This is a genomic window from uncultured Fibrobacter sp. (assembly GCF_947166265.1).
In the GTDB taxonomy this organism is placed as follows: domain Bacteria; phylum Fibrobacterota; class Fibrobacteria; order Fibrobacterales; family Fibrobacteraceae; genus Fibrobacter.
The window spans coordinates 14321-34695 of record NZ_CAMVDO010000022.1; the positions used below are offsets into that span (position 1 = coordinate 14321).

Sequence of the window (20375 nt, forward strand, 5' to 3'; positions counted from 1 at the left end):
GTCAAAAATACGTCTGTATTCATGCGAAAATCCACAAATTTGCGCGACATTGTCTCGCAAATTGCAGAAAATGGGCGGTTGGGCTCTATTATACCCCTTTTATATAGTTTTTGTCCGAAAGTAAATTATCTTTTGTTGTATAATGCAACGAAAAGAACTAGAAAATATTGAATATAGAATTGATGCGCTGGAATGTTCTCGATATGCCGAAGTTCTTTCGAAAGAGGTGGAGGCTCCAACCTTCCCTTTTTGCCTATTCCAAAAAATTGCAGAAAAGGAAAAAGATCCTTTCAAAAGTAAAATTTTGTGGTTGCTTTCTGATATTCTTTCTTTAGGATTGGATTGCGAAACAAACGAATTTATACCATATTTTTTCTTTCGATTAGAGAATCTGAATGAAAGTGATGTAGAATTCCTTATTGTTTTTCTCAACAAAATTGATGATCCATATATCAAATCAAGGATTGCGGACGTATTGTTTTGCAAAACAAAGCAATTCCAGCCTTATCTAAGCATGGCAATAGATGCGTATATGGAAATGCCGATAGGTTCAAAAAATTGGAACCTATATATGCAAGATGCATGGCAGAGGGCTCTTTTTCTCGTTAAAACTCGATGTAAAAAGCGATTAGGCGAATTTAAAAGCCTGTTCGTTGAGTTTGTCATAAAGACATCGAATAAAAATATTGAACCTCTTATGTGGGCTCTAGTAAATGTTTTTGATGCTAATGATTTAAAGACTCATTCAGCTGCGTTAGATAATTGTGTAAAAATCATTCGTTATTACATACCTAGAATAGCGTTTTCAGTAATCGGCTCTTGGAGTAAAGCAATAGACAAAATAGCCGAAGTAGATCAAAATATAGCAGATTCTCTTTATGAGGAATTGATTAACGACCGTTTACCCTATTTTGCTAACGAAATTAAGAGTGGTTTCTTTGTCCGAGCTCACGAAATAAATCAATTATTTCCGTTACTAGGAAAAATGTCGAAAAATAAACGGGCTGAATTTCAGGACAAAGAACAATGGATGATCAAAAAATCGAGAGAACTTTATCAAAAAGCTATGCAATTTGAAGGCAAACGTTATAGTGAATATGCTAATCTAGAACGAAGAGAAAAAATGGAAAAATTTTTATCCAAGTGTAATCCTGCATTGCTGTTTGTAACCTTGCTTAAAGTGATGAAATTTGACAAGAAAACATTTGAATCCATAATTAAATCTAGCTCAGACTTAAAGAATGGATTGACTTTTGCTATAGAATCTCCAATGAATGTTCTGAATGAAGATGGTGGTATTGTATCTTCCAATCGTGAGCAATCCAATAAAGATTTGTTTGAAAAAGATTGTATCGCCAAAGAATTTCAAAAATATGTGTTCAAACAAAGTACAGAATGCCTTGAGCCCATTTTTAAAGAATTAACAAAGCAATGTAGCCTCTCTTACAAAGATGCCATTGATCAATTGTTGACACATTCCAGCTATTTAACTGAAACAAACGTATCTGCATTTGCTAGAGGCTGGGTGTACGGGTGTCAAGGAGATCTTTTCACTGCTTTACATTTGATGGTGCCCCATTTTGATCGACTTTTGACTGATTTATTAAAAGTAAATGACGTCCCAGTTATGGGAAAAAATAAAGAAACAAATGAAGATTTCGAGAAAAGTCCAAAGAAATTTTTAGATACAAACGAGGCTATTAAGATTTTAGGCGAAGAAACAGCTTTTCAAATAAAAATGCTCTTTTATAGTGAACTCGGCTTTGATTATAGAAATAGAATTGCTCATGGACGCATAACTAGCGACTCTTATGAGCAACCTTATATATGGGCTTTTATATTAAAATTCTTACTTGATAAAGCTGGTTTGTAAGTAGTTCAACCTATAAAATATCGCTTTTGCCTAAATTGCATTTAGAACAAAGTGTCTGTAAATTTTCAGGGACGGTTTCTCCGCCTTTTGACCAAGGTATTATATGGTCAACATGCAATTCAACAGAGGGGTCTTTTGCGGGTGACGCTCCACATGCACAGCATTTAAAATGATCCCTTTGCAATACCAAAAATCTTAATCTAGCATTTATAGTTCTTGATGTGGTGTGCTTGTTTTGAGAAGAAATTTTATTCTTTTCATGTTGAGATAATTTTGTTTCTTCTTCTAATTCGGGGGCGTCTGGGGTATCGCCTTGGTCGATTTCATCGGTATTATTTGCGTATTTTACAAAGGCTTCTAACGCTTTTCGCCAACTTCCAAAACGACGCTTAAACACATCTATTGAGTATTTGCAGATTTTCGATTTTGTAAAATCAGTTGTGGTTGGTTGCCTTCCCAATAGAATCCAAATTCTTTCGATTTCATCAAAACATTGCTGTTCTGTAATTTTGTCTTTTGAAAAACCTGTTCCTTCTAATCCTGCTTTAGTTAGTGCTGTATTCCAAGTTCCAAATCGACGAAAAATATAAGTGACGGCGTATTTCCCATATTTTTTGTAATCTTCGTAAGTGACCGTTTTTTTGTTAGTTTTCTTGGCAACATTTAATAAATCATCAAAATACATTTGATCTGGAATTATCTTGTATTCGTCTTTGTTTCGTTCGGCTCTTAAACCAGCCTTTTTCAAAGCATTTTTCCAAGTACCGAAATGATTTTGTATTGTGTTTAGAGAATGTTTTCCTGTTTTTCTGTATTCTGAAATGGAAATCCAATCTCGTCCTAATTGATTGGAAACCCGCTTTATGTCTTGAATTATCTCTTCATCTGATAATTCTCGTTTAATTTCATTTAATACAAATTTCATTTTAGTTGGCTTGAAAAATGGAGTATGTTTATTTGGAAATATACTTTTATTTGAATGTTTTGGTAAACATTCTAAAGTGAACCTGGCTAAATAAGCCAGATGTTGCGGGCTGGCGTCTGAAGCCCGCAAGAAGGGGTAGCGCAAGACCCGGCTAGGGTGGGTGTAAAAAGGAGAAGCCCGCTCGGAGGCGGGCTTGACACTTTGGGTGGGGCCGGGGCTGAAGCGAGGGGAAGGCTTTCCCCTCTTCCAACCACCTTACTTCTTCACATGCCTGTGGTACTCCTGTAAACTACAAACCTCGAATCTTCCGAAGTCGTGCTTGTCCATGAGGCCTTCTACGGTGGAGGTGAGGGCGGCGATGGTCGTGGTGATGGGAATGCCGGAGACCACAGCCTTGGAACGCATCTGGATTTCGTCCACCATGGCTTCGGCACCGTTTTCGGTGGTGTTCACGATCCACTGCACTTCCTTGTCGTGGATGAGGTCCAGCAGGTTCGGGCGGCCACGGGAGATGCGGAACACGGCGCGGGTCTTGATGCCTTCGTTGTAGAGCATGGTGGAGGTGCCGCGGGTGGCGTACAGTTCGTATCCGAGGTTCACGAGCTGGCGAATGAGCGGGACGGCCTTCTGCTTGTCTTCGTCCTTGAGCGAGACGAAGATGTTGCCCTGGCTCGGGACCTTGTTGCCCGATGCCAGCTGGCTCTTGAGGTAGGCAAGGCCGCGGTCGCGATCGATGCTCATGACTTCGCCGGTAGATTTCATTTCCGGAGAGAGCGTGATGTCCACACCCGGGAACTTGACGAACGGGAAAACGGCTTCCTTGACGCTCACGTAAGGCACGTGGACTTCTTCGGTGAAACCGATTTGTTCGAGAGTTTCGCCGAGCATGCAGCGGCTTGCATAACTTGCGAGCGGGACGCCGATGGACTTGGACACGAACGGCACGGTGCGGGAGGCGCGCGGGTTCACTTCGATCATGTAGAGTTCGCCGTCCTTCACGGCGAGCTGCATGTTCATGAGGCCGCAAACGTGGAGTTCCTTCGCGAATTCCTTGGCGTAGGCGCGGACCTTGTCCTGGATTTCCTTGGAGAGCGTCATGGGCGGGATGACGCTGGCGGAGTCGCCGGAGTGGATGCCTGCGGGTTCCACGTGTTCCATAATGGCGCCCACCACGGTGTGCTTGCCGTCGCTGATGCAGTCCACGTCAAGTTCGGTAGCGTCTTCCAAGAAGCGGTCGATGAGGATGGGCTTGCCTTCGCCAATGGCGGCAGCTTCTTCTACGAACTTGCGGAGGTATTTTTCCTTATAGACAATCACCATGCCGCGGCCGCCGAGAACGAAGCTCGGGCGCACAAAAACGGGGTAGCCGATTTTCTCGACGATGGCGAGGGCTTCTTCCACGTTGTGGGCGATGCCGCTTTCGGCCTGCTTGATGCCGACCTTGTCAACCAGCTGCTTGAAGAAGTCGCGGTCTTCGGCGAGGTCGATGTCTTCGGGGCTCGTGCCGACGACGTTTGCACCGGCCTTCTTGAGGCGCATGGCGAGGTTCAGCGGAGTCTGGCCACCGAATTGCACGATGACGCCCGCGCACTTTTCGCGTTCGTAAATGCCCATCACGTCTTCGAGCGTGAGCGGTTCAAAGTAGAGCTTGTCCGAAGTATCATAGTCGGTGGAAACCGTTTCGGGGTTGGAGTTCACCATGATGACTTCGTAGCCTTCGCGGCGCAGCGTAAAGGCGGCGTGGCAGCAGCAGTAGTCGAATTCGATACCCTGACCGATTCGGTTCGGGCCGCCGCCGAGCACCATGATGCGTTTCTTGTGACCGTGACCCGGAATTTCGCGGACGGGTTCGGAATTTTCGGCCCAGCAGCTGTAATAATACGGCGTGATGGCTTCGAATTCGCCAGCGCAGGTATCGACGGAGTAGTAGCTCGGAACGAGGCCAATCTGCTTGCGCACCGCCATGACTTCTTCGGGAGTCTTGTGGAACAGGTAACCAATCTGGATATCGCTGTAGCCCAGTTCCTTGGCCTGGCGGAAGAGCGGCAAATCCTTCGCAAGGTTTTCGAGAGAGCCTGCAGAAAGAATTTCGTCTTCGTAAAGGGCGAGTTCTTCAAGATGACGCAAGAAGTATCGGTCAATTTTCGTGATTTCGTACAACTTCTCGACACCCCACTTGCGGCGCAATGCTTCGTGCAGCACGAAGATGCGTTCGGCACTCGGGCGGGCAACTTCCTTGGCGAGCGTTTCGTCGTCGTATTCCTTGAACTTTTCGCACTTGGCGCAGGCGCCGAATCCGCCGAATCCCGTTTCGAGGGAGCGGAGAGCCTTCTGCATGGCCTGCTTGAAGTTCGTACCGATGGCCATGGCTTCGCCCACAGACTTCATCTGGGTGCCGAGCGTGGAATCTGCCTTCGGGAACTTTTCGAAGGTGAAGCGCGGAACCTTCACGACAACGTAGTCAAGCGCCGGCTCAAAGCAGCTCGGGGTCGTTTGCGTAATGTCGTTGCGGAGTTCGTCGAGGGTGTAGCCCACGGCGAGGAGGGCTGCAATCTTTGCGATGGGGAAGCCCGTTGCCTTGGAAGCAAGAGCAGAAGAACGGCTCACGCGGGGGTTCATTTCGATGATGATGCGGCGACCGGTCTTGGGTTCGATTGCCCACTGAACGTTGGATCCGCCGGTTTCCACGCCGATGGCTTCCATGACCTTCAGGGAGTCGTCGCGCATGGCCTGGTACGCGCGGTCATCGAGGCTCTGGATCGGGGCGACCGTGATGGAGTCGCCGGTGTGCACGCCCATGGGGTCCAGGTTTTCGATGGAACACACGATAACGGCGTTGCCCTTCTTGTCGCGCATGACTTCCATTTCGAATTCTTTCCAGCCGAGGAGCGATTCTTCGATAAGGACTTCGTTGTTGAGCGAGGCGTCAAGACCGCGGTTCACGATGGTCTCGAATTCTTCGGGATTGTGGGCGATACCGCCGCCGGTGCCGCCGAGGGTAAAGCCCGGACGGATAATCAGCGGCCAGCTTCCGATGGTGTGGGCGATAGCGGTCGCCTCAGACATGGAGTGCGCCGAACCGGAGCGGGGGAGGTCCAGCCCAATTTTGAGCATGGCTTCCTTGAACAGGTGACGGTCTTCGGCGCGCTGGATAGATTCAGCCTTCGCACCGATGAGCTCCACCTGGTAGCGGTCCAAAATGCCGCGCTCGTTCAGTTCCATCGCGAGGTTCAAGGCGGTCTGGCCACCGAGTGTGGGGAGCAAGGCGTCCGGGCGTTCGCGGCGGATGATTTCGTGCAGAATATCGACGCTCAGCGGTTCAATGTAGGTGCGGTCGGCCATTTCGGGGTCGGTCATGATGGTGGCCGGGTTGGAGTTCACGAGCACCACTTCGTAGCCTTCGCGGCGCAGCACCTTACAGGCCTGCACGCCGGAGTAGTCGAATTCGCAGCCCTGGCCAATCACAATCGGGCCAGAACCAATGAGCATAATCTTCTTGATGTCGGTACGCTTAGGCATTCTTCTTGCCTCCATTCACATTCTTCTGCGCGGCTTTTGCGGTCGCGGTTTTTGTTTTGCTATTCTTCTGTTCTTGCACATGCGAAGCGTGTGCCGTTTCGTTCAATTTTTTGAACGAAACATTTTTCTTGTTTAGTGCCGCCTTTACGAGTCCGCTAAACAGCGGATGCGGCGCGGTGGGCCTGCTCTTGAATTCCGGGTGGAATTGGCAGGCTTCAAAGTAGGGGTGGTTCTTGATTTCCACCATTTCTACGAGCTTGCCGTCGGGCGATGTACCGGCGATCTTGAGCCCCGCCTTTTCCAAGGCGACGCGGAATTCGCTGTTGTAGTTGAATTCGTAGCGGTGACGATGGCGTTCGCTAATCTTTTCGCTCTTGTAAAGCTTTGCCGCGTTGGAATCCTTCATGAGCTTGCACGGGTAAGCGCCGAGGCGCATGGTGCCGCCCTTTTCGGTGACGTTCTTCTGTTCGTCCATCAGGTCGATGACCGGGTGGGCCGTCTTTTCGTCGAATTCCGTGGAGTTGGCGTCTTTCCAGCCGAGTACGTTGCGTGCAAATTCAATCACGCAGCACTGCATACCGAGGCAGATGCCCAGCAGCGGAACCTTGTGTTCGCGGGCGTACTTGATGGCAACGCACTTGCCGTTCACGCCGCGGCTACCGAATCCTCCCGGAATCAGAATGCCGTCAGCGTTCTTGATGAGGTTCGGATTCTTTTCCAGCTCTTCGGCCTCGATGCATTCCACCTTCACCTTGGCGTTGTGTTCCATGCCGGCATGCTGCAAGGCTTCGTGCACGGACTTGTAGGCGTCGCGGATGGCGATGTACTTGCCCACCAGCGCAATGGTGCATTCGTACTTGGGCTGGGTGGCCTTCTTGACAAGCTTGTCCCATTCGGAGTGGATGATGGGGTGTACGCTCAAGTGGAGCTGTTCAAGAACGCGGAGGTCGAGTTCCTGCTTGGAAAGTTCGCGGGGCACGGCGTATACAGAATCCGTCACGTCCTTTTCTTCGATGACGCATTCGGGTTTTACGTTGCAGAAGAGCGCAAGTTTGTCCAAGTGATCCTGCGGAATCGTCATTTCGGTACGGCACACGAGAATGTCCGGGAAGATACCGATGTTGCGGAGTTCGGCAACCGAGTGCTGCGAAGGCTTTGTCTTGAGTTCGCCTGCGGCCTTCAGGTAAGGCACCAGAACCAAGTGGATAAAGCAGGTGTTTTCGACGCCTACTTCAAAACGGAACTGTCTTGCCGCTTCGAGGAACGGGAGCGATTCGATGTCGCCAGCGACTCCGCCGATTTCGCAGAGCACGATGTCGGCGCCGCTTTCGGCTGCAGAGCGGAAGGCGTCCTTGATTTCGTTGGTGATGTGCGGAATCACCTGCACGGTGCCACCCAGGTAGTGACCTGCGCGTTCCTTGGCGAGTACGGAAGAGTAGATGCGACCCGAAGTGTAGCTCGATGCCTTGGAGCACTGCACGCCAGCGAAGCGTTCGTAGTGGCCCAAGTCAAGGTCGGTTTCGTAGCCGTCGTCGGTCACGAAGACTTCACCGTGCTGGTAGGGGCTCATGGTGCCCGGGTCCACGTTCAGGTACGGGTCGAGCTTCTGCATGAACACCTTGTAGCCGCGGCTCTTGAGGAGCAATGCCAGCGAGGCCGAGGTGATTCCCTTACCCAGCGAGCTGACCACGCCGCCGGTAATAAAGATGTACTTGGTCTGTTTTTTGGGGGCGGCCTTCGTCATTATTTTGCTCCCTTGAAGTCGAGAATCATTTGTCTGAATTCGCCGAACAGGTAGTAGGAATCGTTCGGACCTGGAGCGGATTCCGGGTGGTACTGCACGCTGAACGCGGGGAGTTCCTTGTGGCGAATGCCCTCAACGGTGTTGTCGTTCAGGTTGATGTGCGTGACTTCTACGTTCGTGGGGAGCGAAGCTTCTTCGATAGCGTAGTTATGGTTCTGGCTCGTGATTTCCACGGCGCCGGTCTTGAGGTTCTTGACCGGGTGGTTGCAACCGTGGTGACCGAACTTGAGCTTGGAAACCTTTGCACCGAGCGCAAGGCCCAGGAGCTGGTTACCGAGGCAGATGCCCATCAGCGGTACCTTGCCCAAAAGCTGCTTTACAAGTGCTGCCACCTGCGGGAGGCTGTTCGGGTCGGCAGGGCCGTTCGAGAGGAATACGCCGTCCGGATTCTTCGCCATAATTTGTTCGTAGGAGGCGTTGATCGGAAGCACAGTCACCTTCATGTTCTGTTCGGCGAGGTTCCTCAAAATATTTGTCTTGATACCGAAATCGAGCGCGACAACGTTCAGGTCGCCTTCGGTGCTGAACTCGTAACCCTTCGGGTCGCTGACCTTGCTTGCGTAATCCTGGCCGTCGAGGCCTTCCCAGGCCTTTGCCTTTGCAATCGCGTCGGCTTCGCTCATTTCGGTGCCGTCTACGTGGAGGTAGGCCTTCTGGGCGCCGTGGTCACGCAGATGGATGGTGAGTGCGCGAGTGTCGACTCCTGCGATGCCAGGCTTCTTGTGGGCGAGCATATAGTCGTGCAGGCTTTCTTCGCCAATTTCCTTGCTCACGTCATCCAGCGAGTTCACGACGATGCCGTTCAGGAACACGTCGCGCGATTCGGACTTTTCGAGGTTCGCCGCGTAGGCACCCACTTCGGCCGTGGTGAATACCACGAACTGGCCCGCATAGGAGGGGTCCGTCAAAATCTGCTTGTAGCCCGCCATGCCGGTGTTGAACACCGCTTCGCCGACGGTATCGGTAGCCTCTCCAAAGGCATACCCGTGGAACACGGCGCCATCCGCCAATGCCAGAAACGCCTTCTTTTCGCGTTTCGCTTTCCAGTTGAACTTGTCAGTCATATATTGCTCTCGTTAAATAAAAACTTTGTGTATGATGCCCGATCAGGTCGGGCATGACGTTAATGCGTGTCATCCTGAGTAGTACACTGAGCCTGCCGAAGTGCAAGCGGAGCGCGTCGAAGGATCTATAAAAATAAAGGCAAAAGCCAAAAGCTTTTGCCAAACGATAAAAACAATTAAAAACGGGAAAAAGAAAAATCAGATGTCCAATAGAACGAGCGGGGAGAGTCGCCTGGTTCCGTTGCGAGATCCCTGCAACGGCGGTGCTCAAGTGTGCTTCGATGGATTCCGATATTTTCATCGGAACCCAAATATAGAAAATGTTTTTCCTGCGGTGGAAGTGTTTTTTTGAAAAATTTTTGAGGTGCACGTTCTATTTCAATTTTTGTAAAAGCAATCCGCCGGCGCGAAGCCGACGAATTGCTTTTATGAGGTTCAGGATATGAATAAGAGTGGGGATTAGTAGATGAATAACATCTCTCTGTACTTCGGCAGCGGCCACTTCTCGTCGGGCACGATGCTTTCGATCTTGTCGACGATAATGCGGAGGTTTGCCATGGCATCGAGGATGACTTCGTGCTTTTCGCCGAGAGCGGTTTCCATCTGGGCGACAGCGGCTTCGAGTTCCTTGAGTTTTTCGCCAAGTTCGCGAGCGTAACCGTCTACCGCGTAGAAGCCCTGGCCCTTAGCCAATTCGTTGGTCTTGAGGGCGTTGCTGTAGGCGCAGAGCACCTGCGGAAGCACCACGTTCTTTGCAATGTCGAATGCGATCTTGCCTTCGATGTGAATCTTCTTGTGGTAATCTTCCATGTTGACTTCGTAACGGGAGTCGAGTTCGCGCTTGTTGAACACGCCGTACTTTTCGAACAGGGCCACATTTTCCTTCTTGTTGAGAGCCTGGAGGGCTTCCATGGTGGTGCGGATGTTCGGGAGGCCGCGCTTGGCAGCTTCTTCCACCCATTCGTCGGTGTAGCCGTTGCCGTTGAAGATAACGCGCTTGTGTTCCTTGACGATCTTCTGCAAAAGGTTCTGCAGTTCTTCGTGGAACTTGTCGGCAGAAACATTGGCGAGCTTGTCGGCGATGAGGTCGAAGGCTTCGGCCACAATCGTGTTGAGGATGACGTTCGGTTCGGAGCAGCTCTGGCTAGAACCCGGAGCGCGGAATTCGAACTTGTTGCCGGTGAAGGCAAAGGGCGATGTACGGTTACGGTCGGTAGCGTCGCGCGGGAGCGGCGGGAGAGTGTCAGAACCGAGCTTCAGTGCACCGGCCTGCTTGCTGGACTTCGGATCGCCCTTTTCGAGCTGGTCGATAACGTCGGCGAGCTGGTCGCCGAGGTACATGGAGATGATTGCCGGAGGAGCTTCGTTGGCACCGAGACGGTGGTCGTTACCGGCGCTAGCGACAGCCATACGGAGCAGGTCAGCGTGGGTGTCGACAGCGTAGATCACTGCGCAGAGCGTGGTGAGGAAGATGGCGTTCTGGTGCGGGTCCTTGCCCGGGTTCAAGAGGTTCGTCTTGCCGTAGTTCACAGACCAGTTGTTATGCTTGCCGGAACCGTTGATGCCGGCAAACGGCTTTTCGTGCAGCAGGCACACGAGGCCGTGACGGTCGGCGACCTGGCGGAGCACTTCCATAATCTGCATGTTGTGGTCGCAGGCGAGGTTCACTTCTTCGAACATCGGAGCAAGTTCGAACTGGGCCGGAGCGACTTCGTTGTGGCGGGTCTTGGCCGGAATGCCGAGTTTCCAGAGTTCCTTTTCCACGTCGTTCATGAAGTTGATGATGCGTGCCGGAATGCTACCGAAGTAGTGGTCTTCCATCTGCTGGTGCTTTGCAGGTGCTGCACCGAACAAGGTGCGGCCTGCCTGGTACAGGTCCGGACGCTGCAGGTAGAAACGCTTGTCAATCAGGAAGTATTCCTGTTCGGCACCGAGAGTGACGGTGACCTTCTGCTGGGCAACGCCGAAGAGACCCATAAGGCGGTCGGCGGACTTCTGCAGGGCCTGAATAGAGCGGAGGAGCGGAGTCTTCTTGTCCAAGGCTTCGCCAGTGTAGCTACAGAAAGCGGTCGGGATGCAGAGCGTTGCACCGTTGCCGTGACGCTTGATGAATGCCGGAGAGGTCGGGTCCCAGGCGGTGTAGCCACGGGCTTCGAAAGTAGAACGGAGGCCGCCGCTCGGGAAAGAAGAGGCGTCCGGTTCGCCGACGATCAGGTTCTTGCCGCTGAAGGCGAGAATGGCCTTGCCGTCTTCGGGTTCAAGGAAGGAGTCGTGCTTTTCGGCGGTAGAACCGGTAAGGGGCTGGAACCAGTGAGTAAAGTGGGTGGCGCCGCGGTCGATAGCCCATTTCTTCATGGCGTGGGCGACTTCGCCTGCGATGCTCGGGTCAAGCGGTGCGCCGTCGTCGATGGTAGCGAAAAGCTTCTTGCAAATGTCTTTCGGAAGATATGCGCGCATGGCCTCGGCGTTGAAGACGTCTTCGCCGTAGAAGTCGATGTTTGCGGGTGCTGCGGGGAGGTTTGCGCCGGCGTTTTCGCTGGCGATTTCCTTGATAGCTTTTAATCTGTATTCGTTGCTCATGGCAATCTCCTATGAATTTTGTTTTTCGGTGCCATAAAAGCAAAACACGTGCCAAAATCAAAAAATGGCGAATTTCGAGTGAAATCGCCAAAAACGAGTCTGTTACAAAAATTCGATGTTTTTCAAAAATTGAAAATCCGTCCGTAATCTTACAGATTTTGTAAAGAAAGGGCTTTTCGCCCTTATATATTAGAAGGAATCTGCAGGAGCAGCCGCTTCGGAAGACTCTGCATTAAGGTTAGCGGGGGCTTCGCTCGAGTCGGTCGCGCTGGAATCGGCAATTGCATTGGGATCGACAGGGTCGGGCGCCATGATGCAACGTACAAAGTGGTAATTCTCGGTACAAAGCATCGCTTCGCAGTAATCGGTGCCGCCGAAACGATAGAACCGGAGCTTTTTGACTTCGACGTTTCCGTCTTCGTCGGGCCAAAGAGGAATTTCCTTGGCGTCGTAGGTCCAGTAAGAGGCAAAAGCGAATTTTTCACCGCCACTTTCTTCGATGCATTGCTGGTCGTAGTAACGGCGCGTCAATCTGGAAAAGTTGAAGCCGTAAGCGTCGGTCGGGTAGAAGAATTCTTCCACGTCGGTCAAAAGTGCGGGGTCAATGCCGGAGTTTCCCTTTTCGTAGATGGCGTAGAAAGGTCTGCGGTTTGCGGTGGAGAAAAAGTCGTCGAAGGTCGCCGATTCGGGCAATGACGATTTCAGGTTTGCAAATTCGGATTCCAGCGGAAGGCGCCAGCCTTCGGGGCATATCCTATTGTTGATGTCGGATTCCGGATATTCGAGGCCTGCGTCCTTGGGAAGTTTCAGATTAGGCTTGCTTGCGTCTATGAAGGGTCTGCTCCCAGGGGTCTTGTGTCGCAAATCTTCGGCCATCCATATCTGGCCGCCAACCTTGATGGTGTTGTACACTTGTCCGTCGCGCACATCGGTCACCTGCCCCGCGTTGAGCTTACGCGGAATCCTGGGAAATCCCCAGAACTTGACTAGCGCGATGCAGACGTCCTGATAAATTTTACCCGGATAAATGTCATCGATTTCGATAATAATCTTGAAAACGTTCTTGAGGGGCTTTTCAAAGACGACAATGTCGGGACGGTGTATTTTGTAGCCGCCCCACTGTGGTTTCAGGAGCGTGACCGTCTTTACAAGATTGTCTGTTGTATTTTGGTAAATCCTGATGGTCTTTGCCTGGCTGTAGTTCGTGTACGAAGACGAATCGCGCATGTAACCGTTGTATAGCGTAATGACGTCGAGTTCCTGCGCTTCTACAAGAAATTCCAATGTGATGGGGTTGTCCTTGTACTTGGCCGCCCAAACCTGATAGAACGGGTGAACGTTCTTTTTCATGATCATGTTTTCGGGTCTGTAGGATTTTTGTCCCAGGTCGGGCAGTGTTGTCGAAGCCTTGATTCCGTTAATGGGGATTGAGGTGATCGCATGAGACAACGAAACAGCGACAAAAATGACGGCTATGCTCAAAAGGAACTTCATGCGGAAACCAAAACTACAGATTGGCAGAGAAATATAAAAACACCTAGTTCTATATATATACGGAATTTTTGCGAAAAGAGAATAAAAAATGGTAAAATTTTGTTTTATATAACCAAATTCGGTTTAGAAAAGTATTTTTGGAAATGACGTATGAATAGGTTACTTGTTTTTTTGTTGATTTTTATTTTAGCGGTGTCGGCTTCGGCGGCGGTCAAGAAAAAACGCTTTGATGTGGGCGGGGCGGGGAATGCATCTGTTACGGTTGAAGCGGCGCCTGCTGAAGATGCTTCTGCTAAAATTGCTACGCCGGAGGCTGCTGCGGAGCCCGAAAGCTCTGCGGAGAAATCGCGATCTTTCTACACGGTGATTGCGCAGGAACAGAAGGTTCTTCGTGAAAAGTTGACGGCGGCGATTTCGGCGATGAAAAGCGGCGACTGGGATGCCATCTGGAAATTCCTCGCGATCTGCCTTGTGTACGGTATGCTGCATGCGCTTGGTCCCGGACATGGAAAGTCGATTGTGGTCGGTTACTTTATTGCGCGTCGAGGTCGCTGGCGGCAGGGTGTGGCGCTTGGTGCGGGTATTACCGTGACGCACACGATGAGTGCGGTTCTCTTGTTGCTGATTCTGTATGCAATCTTTAAGGCGACCGTATTTTCGGCATTCGAAACGGGACGTATCGGAATCGAGCGGGCGAGCTATGCGTTGATTATGCTCACGGGTGTTTTGCTCGTGGTGCTTGCGATTCGTGATGTATTTAAGTCGCACAAGGGCTGCGGATGTTCCGCTCGGATGGAGTCTGCAGAGGGCACCGTTGCGGAGTCTGCCGGAGTGGCCGGAACCTCGGAAAAGGCTCTCCCGCCGATTGCCCGCTGGCGTGAAATCTTGGGTGTCGCCGCCGTTACGGGAATTGTGCCTTGCCCGGCTGTGGCGCTGATTGTGCTTTTCTGTCTGCTGAATTCGATGGTGGCGCTTTCGCTCCTAGGGGCGCTTGTTATTTGCATTGGTATGACGATTACGAATGTGGCCTTCGGTATTGCCGCTGTCGCGTTCCGCAAGGGAATTGACAAGGGGAGTGCCCACACGCGTATCGCTACAAAAATATACACCGTCGCGACTCTCGCAGGCGGTGTCATTATCTTTATTTCGGGACTGTTACTGTTTACGAACCAGTTCGCGGGCCGCGTGTAGTTAGCGACGTCGCAAGTGGCTTTATTCCGCGCTTTCCATCTCGTTAATCAGTTGGATATTGTACAGCTTTTGCACCTGTAAAATATCGAGAATAACGGCGATGCGTTCGTAAGTCGTCCCCTTGTCGATCTTGATGGCGACAGGGGATTTCTTGTTCTGCACCGTAGCGGCCTTTTCGCGAAGTTCATCGGGAGTGCCACGCTGACCGTTAAAGGCGAGTTCCGTCTCGGAAAGCTCAATGTACAGCCCTTCGGGCGTGTCGCGCTTGGTTTCGGTCTGCGTTTCGGGCAGAATCAGCTTGAGCACCGATTCGTCCTGCTTGAATACCGATGTCACCAGGAAGAACACCAGCAGCAAGAAGACGCAGTCGATAAGCGGCGTCATGTCGGGGCGGATTCGGCGAGTTCGCTTGGCCATTTATGCATCCTCGTTTTGGGAACGGAGGTGGTCCTTTTCCTTGAGAATGCGGCCGAGCTGCAAGAGTACATCGTTTTCAACGTTGTCCTGTTCCGATTCCATGCTGGCGTTCAGGTAGTTGAATGCGATCACATGCGGAATGGCAACCACGAGGCCAATCACCGTCGTAATGAGGGCGAGCTTGATGCCTGTGGCGAATGCGCCTGCGTCTGAAAGACCCGAAACGGCGATAACGCTGAAGGCGTTGAAAATGCCGAACACCGTACCCAAAAGGCCGAGCAGCGGAGAAATGCTCGCGATGTTTTCAATCGTAGTCATGCCTTTTTGCAGCGGCGAGAAGGCGAGCGCGATTTCGGTGCGGATGCTTTCCATGATGATGTGGTGGTCGGTATTGTGGCTCACCACGCGGTGCAAAATCTTGGATGGAAGGCGCTTGCGGATGCTCCTGTTAAAGAGAATCAGCGAGATGATTTTCCATACGATGATGGAATAGCCGACGAAATTCATCGCCACGAGTACGTAGGCGATAACGCCACCCTGTTGGATAAAGTCTAAGATGTAGTTCATGTTTATTTCTTCCTCATTGTCATCCTGGAGCAAGGTCCCTGAGCTTGTCGAAGGGCCGCGCGATAGGATCCATGTTTTTATTAGTGAAGGTTATACTTGATTGGAATCTCCATTTTCCATGTTTCTTTTCCAAGCACCGCTGGAATCGGATCGAACTTTGGCACTGCCTGCACGGCGGCAAGCGCACTTTCGTTCAGCGAAGAATAGGGGCATGGCTTTGATACGGTTGCTCCGCTGATGCTTCCGTCCTTTGCGACGGTGAACTGCACACGCACGGTGCCTTCTTGTTTTAGGCGGCGGGCCGTTGCGGGGTAGTCCTTCTGCTTTTCGAACGCCTTGGAAAGCCCGATAAGGTAGGCCTTCGTCACCTTCATCAGCGAATCCTTCGAAGGTTTCGGTGGTGGTGGAGGTGGTGGCGGCGGGGGCGGTGCCACAGGTTCTGCAGGCGCCTCTACGACGGGTTCCGCGTCCGTAACCACAATCGGTTCCGGCTCTGGCTCCGGTTCGGGTTCCGGCACGGTATCTTGCACGATGTTCGGGATAATCTTTGCGCGAACCACCTTCTTTACGATTTTCTTGACTTCGGGCGGGGGCGGAGGCGGCTGGAGCAATAGGCGCTCCACGTGAATCACCTCGGCGTCTTCGCGGGTGGTAACCACCTGCGTTCGCTTCAAGAATCCCCAGGCGTAAAAGCCCACGTGCAACAAAACGGCGATAACAATGCCGATACAAAATACACGCCGCATCGTGAACGCGGAATAGGGATTTTTGCAGACCGCTTCTTGGTTTGACTCTAAATCTGCATCTTTTTTAGGAACAGCTTTCATCGCGCGGCAAATTGAGAAAATTCACCGCTAAAATTCTACTCCAAATAGATTTGTGAAAATCCGAATGGGCTTAGGATAAGCTATAAAAAAGCGGCCGGTTGAACGGTCGCTTTATAGTCGCTTTAAATTGCGGGATAGAATATGCGGGTTAGTCCTTCAAGCAACGGACGCTGTGGTCGGCACCGGGGTCTTCGCCGTATCCGTTCGGCATCGTAGGCATTCCCACACGAACATAGCGGAAGTCTACATCATGTGGAGCATCTTCATAGGCATACCAGTCACATTCCTCATTGAAACCGTTATAATCTATGACGACTTGGACGATTTTTTTGTTTTTGCACTTTTTGTAGAACTCGGCCAATCCTGTGCCAGATTCTTCACCATCGTCCCAGCTGAAGCCCCAATTCGATACCCAGAATGTAGGACCGTGGTCGATTCCTATGGGAGTGGAAATCTCGGAGAATCCATAAGTATCGTAATATTCGAAACGCTCATCCTCGTCCCTTTCGGTTTTGGACCTGAGTAAAATTTGTGCCAGATCCCTACCATCCATTTTGTACAATTCCGAAAGGCTGTCTATGACTCCGGAAGGATCATGCGTCGTGACGAATATGGACAGCGTATCCCAATCATCTATAGAAGGCAGGTGCCAGCCCTCGGGACATGCCTCTTGGGCGGTCTTCCAGTCGTAAAAACTTCCGTATTTCGAACAATCCTCATCGCCGTCTAAACAAATTCGCTCGCCTTTTTCCGCCTCATAGCGCAGGTTTTCTTTCATCCACACCTGGTTTCCGATAGTGATGGTCTTGTATTTTTCCTTGTCGCGGGAATCTTTCAGCGTTCCGGTATTCTTTTCCACGTCAACGACCCAGCCGGAATCTTCACACTTGTAGTAAGACTGGATTCCTTTAGGCTTCACGGACTCATCACGGTTGTAGCTGGTGCAGCCCTTATTCAGGAAAATCCTTTCGAAATTGGTCGCTGCACGGAAAGCCCCGTCGTCGCAAACCCAGTTGCCATTATCAACAAGTTCGCCATCCTTGGTGCAATCGCCAAGTTCGAGAGCCTTGTTCCAGAACATTCTCACAAAACGTTCGAAATCCGGAACGGTCTCGCCCCAGGCTTCCATGTTCTTGCGAATCGAATCCAGGTCGGCCCTTGCGGCCCATTCCGCCATTTCGCCCATCAGTCCCTTGTCATAGAAAACCCCGTTCTCGAGATAGCTAGTCAAGCGGGCCATGCGTTCCGTAAATTGACTTTCGCTCAGGTCTCCCAGCACAATGACGCTAAGTGCAAGCAACGCCGCTGCACCGTCACCTTTACCGAAAATATCAAGATCTTCGGAAGCCTCGATGTCTCCGATGAATCCGAACGAAGCAAGCAATTCGCGGTGTGCTTGACGTTTTGCCGCAATAAAGTGTGGATTTTCCGAAGGCACGTCTTTATAGATTTTGAGCGAATCTGCCAGGGATGCTGAATCAAGAACCGCCAATACGGAATCGCGGAGAGCCTTTTCCTTGGCAACGGCTTCGAGAGCCAATTTTGTAACGCGTGCGACTTCCAGATGGGTGAAAATATTGACGTTCGCATTGTCTCGGTCAGAAAGATCCACGAGTGCCGTCATGACGATAGGACTTTTTGAATTTTCCCCGGTCACTTCGTTGCGGTAGTAGCCGTTTACTTCGACAAGTGCGTATTGCGACGCAAGGTCTACGCTTGCAATGGAATATTCGCCCTTGTCATTCCGGGTGGTTCCCTTGAAACTGTTGCCCGTCTGCAAAAGCGATACTCCGTCCAGTTCTTGTACGGTAACGGATGCGCCTGCAATAAACGGTCCCTTTTGCGAGATACCGGAAATGGTCTTGTTGTTGATCGAATGACGCTCGGAACTCGAAGAACTCCCAGAATCGCCACATCCCACAAGCGAAAGGAGCGCAGTCAAAATGGTGACTGGTGCAAACTTGGTTTTTGATAACAGGTTGCTCATGAGCCCTCCTGATTTTTAAACGTTTCTAAGACTTAAATATACACTAAAAATCTTAGAAAAAACATATTTTTTTCAGGGGCTCAAAAAAAATGGAGCTTTTGCGCTCCATTCTTTTAATTTTAGGCTCCTTTTTTAGAAGTAGTACTTCGCTTTCGCCCAGACTTCGCGGTTTTTCTTGTAGCCGGCGAGTTGTCCGCGCTTGCCGCCAAAGTGGTCGTAGCCCAGCGAAATCATGACTTGGTCGGTAACGGCATAGTCGCCCGAGGCACGGCCATAGTAGCCGAGGTTATCGATGTCGAACATGCCGTAGAGCGAAAGCTTGAGCGTGTTGTTCAGCAGTTCCTTTGAAATGCGGAAAGTCATTTCGGAGGAATTCTTTTCAGCTGCCAAATTGTGCGAATAGTCGGCGATGTACTTGTGCAAATACTGCACCATGAAAGTCCAGTTGTCGCCGGCGTACCAGTCGATTCCGCCGAGCGCGTTGAACGTGTTCTTGCGGGCGTAATCAAGGCTGCTCTCGTAACCGAGTGCTTCGCCAAAGTATTCGGCAACTTCTGCTCGCAATACGAATTCTCCGACAGGCATCGACATGTCGCCGCCAATCATCGTCATCGATTCATGAATGCCGTGAATGACGACAGAATCCATGCTGACGGGTTCTACGACGGAAACAGGCGACTGGTTATGCGTATGGAGCGCCGAGACAGAGAAATCCAGATTCGAGAGGAAGAACGAAACCCGTGTTCCGAAGTCTCCGTTCTTGAATTTGGCATCGGGACCTTCAGGAAAATCGAGACCCGCCTTCTCGGGCAAATCCGGTCGCCACGGGTTGTCTTCGCCGAGCGGCATCTGAAAATACCGCGGCACAGGCACGTAAACGATTTCAGCATTCACGCGTTCGCCGGGATACTTGATGCGGAAACCCTCAACAGCCATGCGCATGTCGTCGTAGTCACTCGACATGAATTCGGTGTAATCTACAGGCGAAATCAGGTCGGTAACGCGAAGTCCGTCGGCAACGCCCCACACCACAATCTGGCGGCCTGCCTTGAATTCTACGAAGTCATTCTGGTAGTTAAAGTACGCTTCTTGCAACTGCACTCCGGTGCGGTCTTCGAGAATGCTATTGTGCACACCGTTCAGGCTTGCAAACAAGTAAGCGTTCTCGTAATCCACGCGGAGTTCCGCACGCAGGCGCGTCCGCGACGTGGTAAAATCGTGCGGATGTTCCGTCTGCACCGCATGATACGTGTCCACGAACCCGTTGAATTGAAATGGGCTTTCTTGGGCGAAGGCTGCGACAGCGGCCGCCCCAACCACTAACCACCAACCACTAGCCACTATTACAGTCCTCTTTCTAATCTCGGGACGGTGAATGTCTTTGCGTCAAGCGGGATGTTGAACTTGATGTCGCCGAATTCAAGGAGCGTCTTGTGGTTGGTCTGCACGTTTTCCATGCTCATCTTGGCGATAGACCAGAATCCATCTACCTGAACGACGTTTTCGACTTTCAGCGAGCGGTGCAGTTTTCCGAGCTTGTCGTAGTATTCCACCTTCGCAGCAATCTGGCAGTCCTTGCGAATCCAGGAAATTTTCTTCGAGAAAATTTCGTCGCCCTTTTTCGGCACGGATTCCACGACCCAGCAATCGATTCCATCCACCTTTTCTTCGCGGAGGAGCTTGTGGGTGTCTTCGTCGATGTTGCGCTGGCCAACGTCGTCGTAGGTGAAGTCGGAACCCATGAAGTAATCCGTCTTGGAACTCTTTCCGCTAATGCGGCGCGTCTTTTTCATGGCGGGCAGGTAAAGCCACTTGTCGTCATCCTTGTTGATGTCGTCGTAATCGACCGTCAGGAATCCCGTGCCCTTCACGTCGTTGGGGTAGCGGAAGAACATAATCTGCTTGGTATCTTTGTCCACATCCATTGCGAACGAGGTAATCTTGCGTTCGCGCTTGGCTCCGCTTTTGTTGATGAGTGTCATCGAAAGCTCGGAACTGCGGGTGTCGCCATCGGGACGATCGTGCACTTTTTGCACGATGTCGCGACCGGTCAATGTTTCTGCGCTCACCATGGCGCTCAATGCGACAATAATTGTCGCGGCTGTTTTTGCGAATTTCATATTCATA

Annotated in this window: 13 protein-coding genes and 1 pseudogene; 2 read left to right on the top strand and 12 right to left on the bottom strand. The window is 51.0% G+C overall.

Annotated features, from left to right (window positions below; all coding sequences use genetic code 11):
- The first annotated feature begins 142 nt into the window (after nt 1–142).
- Nucleotides 143–1873 (top strand): DUF4209 domain-containing protein, encoded by a 1731-nt coding sequence (locus Q0W37_RS10935; RefSeq protein ID WP_297701534.1) that lies wholly within the window; start codon nt 143–145, stop codon nt 1871–1873.
- 10 nt (nt 1874–1883) lie between these two features.
- Here the strand turns inward: Q0W37_RS10935 and Q0W37_RS10940 are convergent, their stop codons facing one another.
- The 6 genes and pseudogenes from Q0W37_RS10940 to Q0W37_RS10965 all read right to left on the bottom strand — a co-directional run bounded on the left by Q0W37_RS10940 (nt 1884) and on the right by Q0W37_RS10965 (nt 13259).
- On the bottom strand, nt 1884–2798 hold the full coding sequence (locus Q0W37_RS10940) for an HNH endonuclease (protein ID WP_297701536.1): 915 nt from the start codon (nt 2796–2798) through the stop codon (nt 1884–1886).
- 255 nt (nt 2799–3053) lie between these two features.
- Entirely contained in the window at nt 3054–6317 is a 3264-nt protein-coding gene (gene carB, locus Q0W37_RS10945; RefSeq protein ID WP_297701537.1) for a carbamoyl-phosphate synthase large subunit, read from the bottom strand.
- 124 nt (nt 6318–6441) lie between these two features.
- Nucleotides 6442–8061, bottom strand: a pseudogene (locus tag Q0W37_RS10950) (CTP synthase); the annotation flags it as partial.
- Complete coding sequence (gene carA, locus Q0W37_RS10955) at nt 8061–9185, bottom strand: glutamine-hydrolyzing carbamoyl-phosphate synthase small subunit (RefSeq protein ID WP_297701539.1); 1125 nt, start codon at nt 9183–9185, stop codon at nt 8061–8063. The pseudogene Q0W37_RS10950 and the gene carA, both read right to left, overlap by 1 nt.
- Nucleotides 9186–9644: 459 nt before the next feature.
- Nucleotides 9645–11765 carry a glutamine synthetase III gene (locus Q0W37_RS10960; protein ID WP_297701541.1) on the bottom strand — a complete coding sequence of 707 codons (2121 nt, stop codon included), beginning with the start codon at nt 11763–11765 and terminating at the stop codon, nt 9645–9647.
- Between the two features lie 189 nt (nt 11766–11954).
- Entirely contained in the window at nt 11955–13259 is a 1305-nt protein-coding gene (locus tag Q0W37_RS10965) for an FISUMP domain-containing protein (protein ID WP_297701543.1), read from the bottom strand.
- A gap of 150 nt (nt 13260–13409) precedes the next feature.
- Between Q0W37_RS10965 and Q0W37_RS10970 the strand changes: the two genes are divergently transcribed.
- Nucleotides 13410–14450, top strand: a complete 1041-nt coding sequence (locus Q0W37_RS10970) for a hypothetical protein (RefSeq protein ID WP_297701545.1) — start codon at nt 13410–13412, stop codon at nt 14448–14450.
- 21 nt (nt 14451–14471) lie between these two features.
- On the opposite strand, the gene Q0W37_RS10975 is transcribed toward Q0W37_RS10970, so the two are convergent.
- The 6 genes from Q0W37_RS10975 to Q0W37_RS11000 form a co-directional block, all read right to left on the bottom strand.
- Entirely contained in the window at nt 14472–14867 is a 396-nt protein-coding gene (locus Q0W37_RS10975) for a biopolymer transporter ExbD (RefSeq protein WP_072809024.1), read from the bottom strand.
- Nucleotides 14868–15434, bottom strand: coding sequence for a MotA/TolQ/ExbB proton channel family protein (locus Q0W37_RS10980; protein WP_072809021.1), 567 nt, complete (start codon nt 15432–15434; stop codon nt 14868–14870).
- 80 nt (nt 15435–15514) lie between these two features.
- Nucleotides 15515–16180 (bottom strand): energy transducer TonB, encoded by a 666-nt coding sequence (locus Q0W37_RS10985; RefSeq protein ID WP_297701548.1) that lies wholly within the window; start codon nt 16178–16180, stop codon nt 15515–15517.
- Nucleotides 16181–16409: 229 nt separating this feature from the next.
- Complete coding sequence (locus tag Q0W37_RS10990; protein WP_297701550.1) at nt 16410–18248, bottom strand: FISUMP domain-containing protein; 1839 nt, start codon at nt 18246–18248, stop codon at nt 16410–16412.
- 132 nt (nt 18249–18380) lie between these two features.
- Complete coding sequence (locus Q0W37_RS10995; protein WP_297701552.1) at nt 18381–19589, bottom strand: DUF1302 family protein; 1209 nt, start codon at nt 19587–19589, stop codon at nt 18381–18383.
- A 2-nt stretch (nt 19590–19591) separates the two neighbouring features.
- Nucleotides 19592–20368 (bottom strand): outer membrane lipoprotein-sorting protein, encoded by a 777-nt coding sequence (locus Q0W37_RS11000; RefSeq protein WP_367186272.1) that lies wholly within the window; start codon nt 20366–20368, stop codon nt 19592–19594.
- Between the last annotated feature and the right edge of the window lie 7 nt (nt 20369–20375).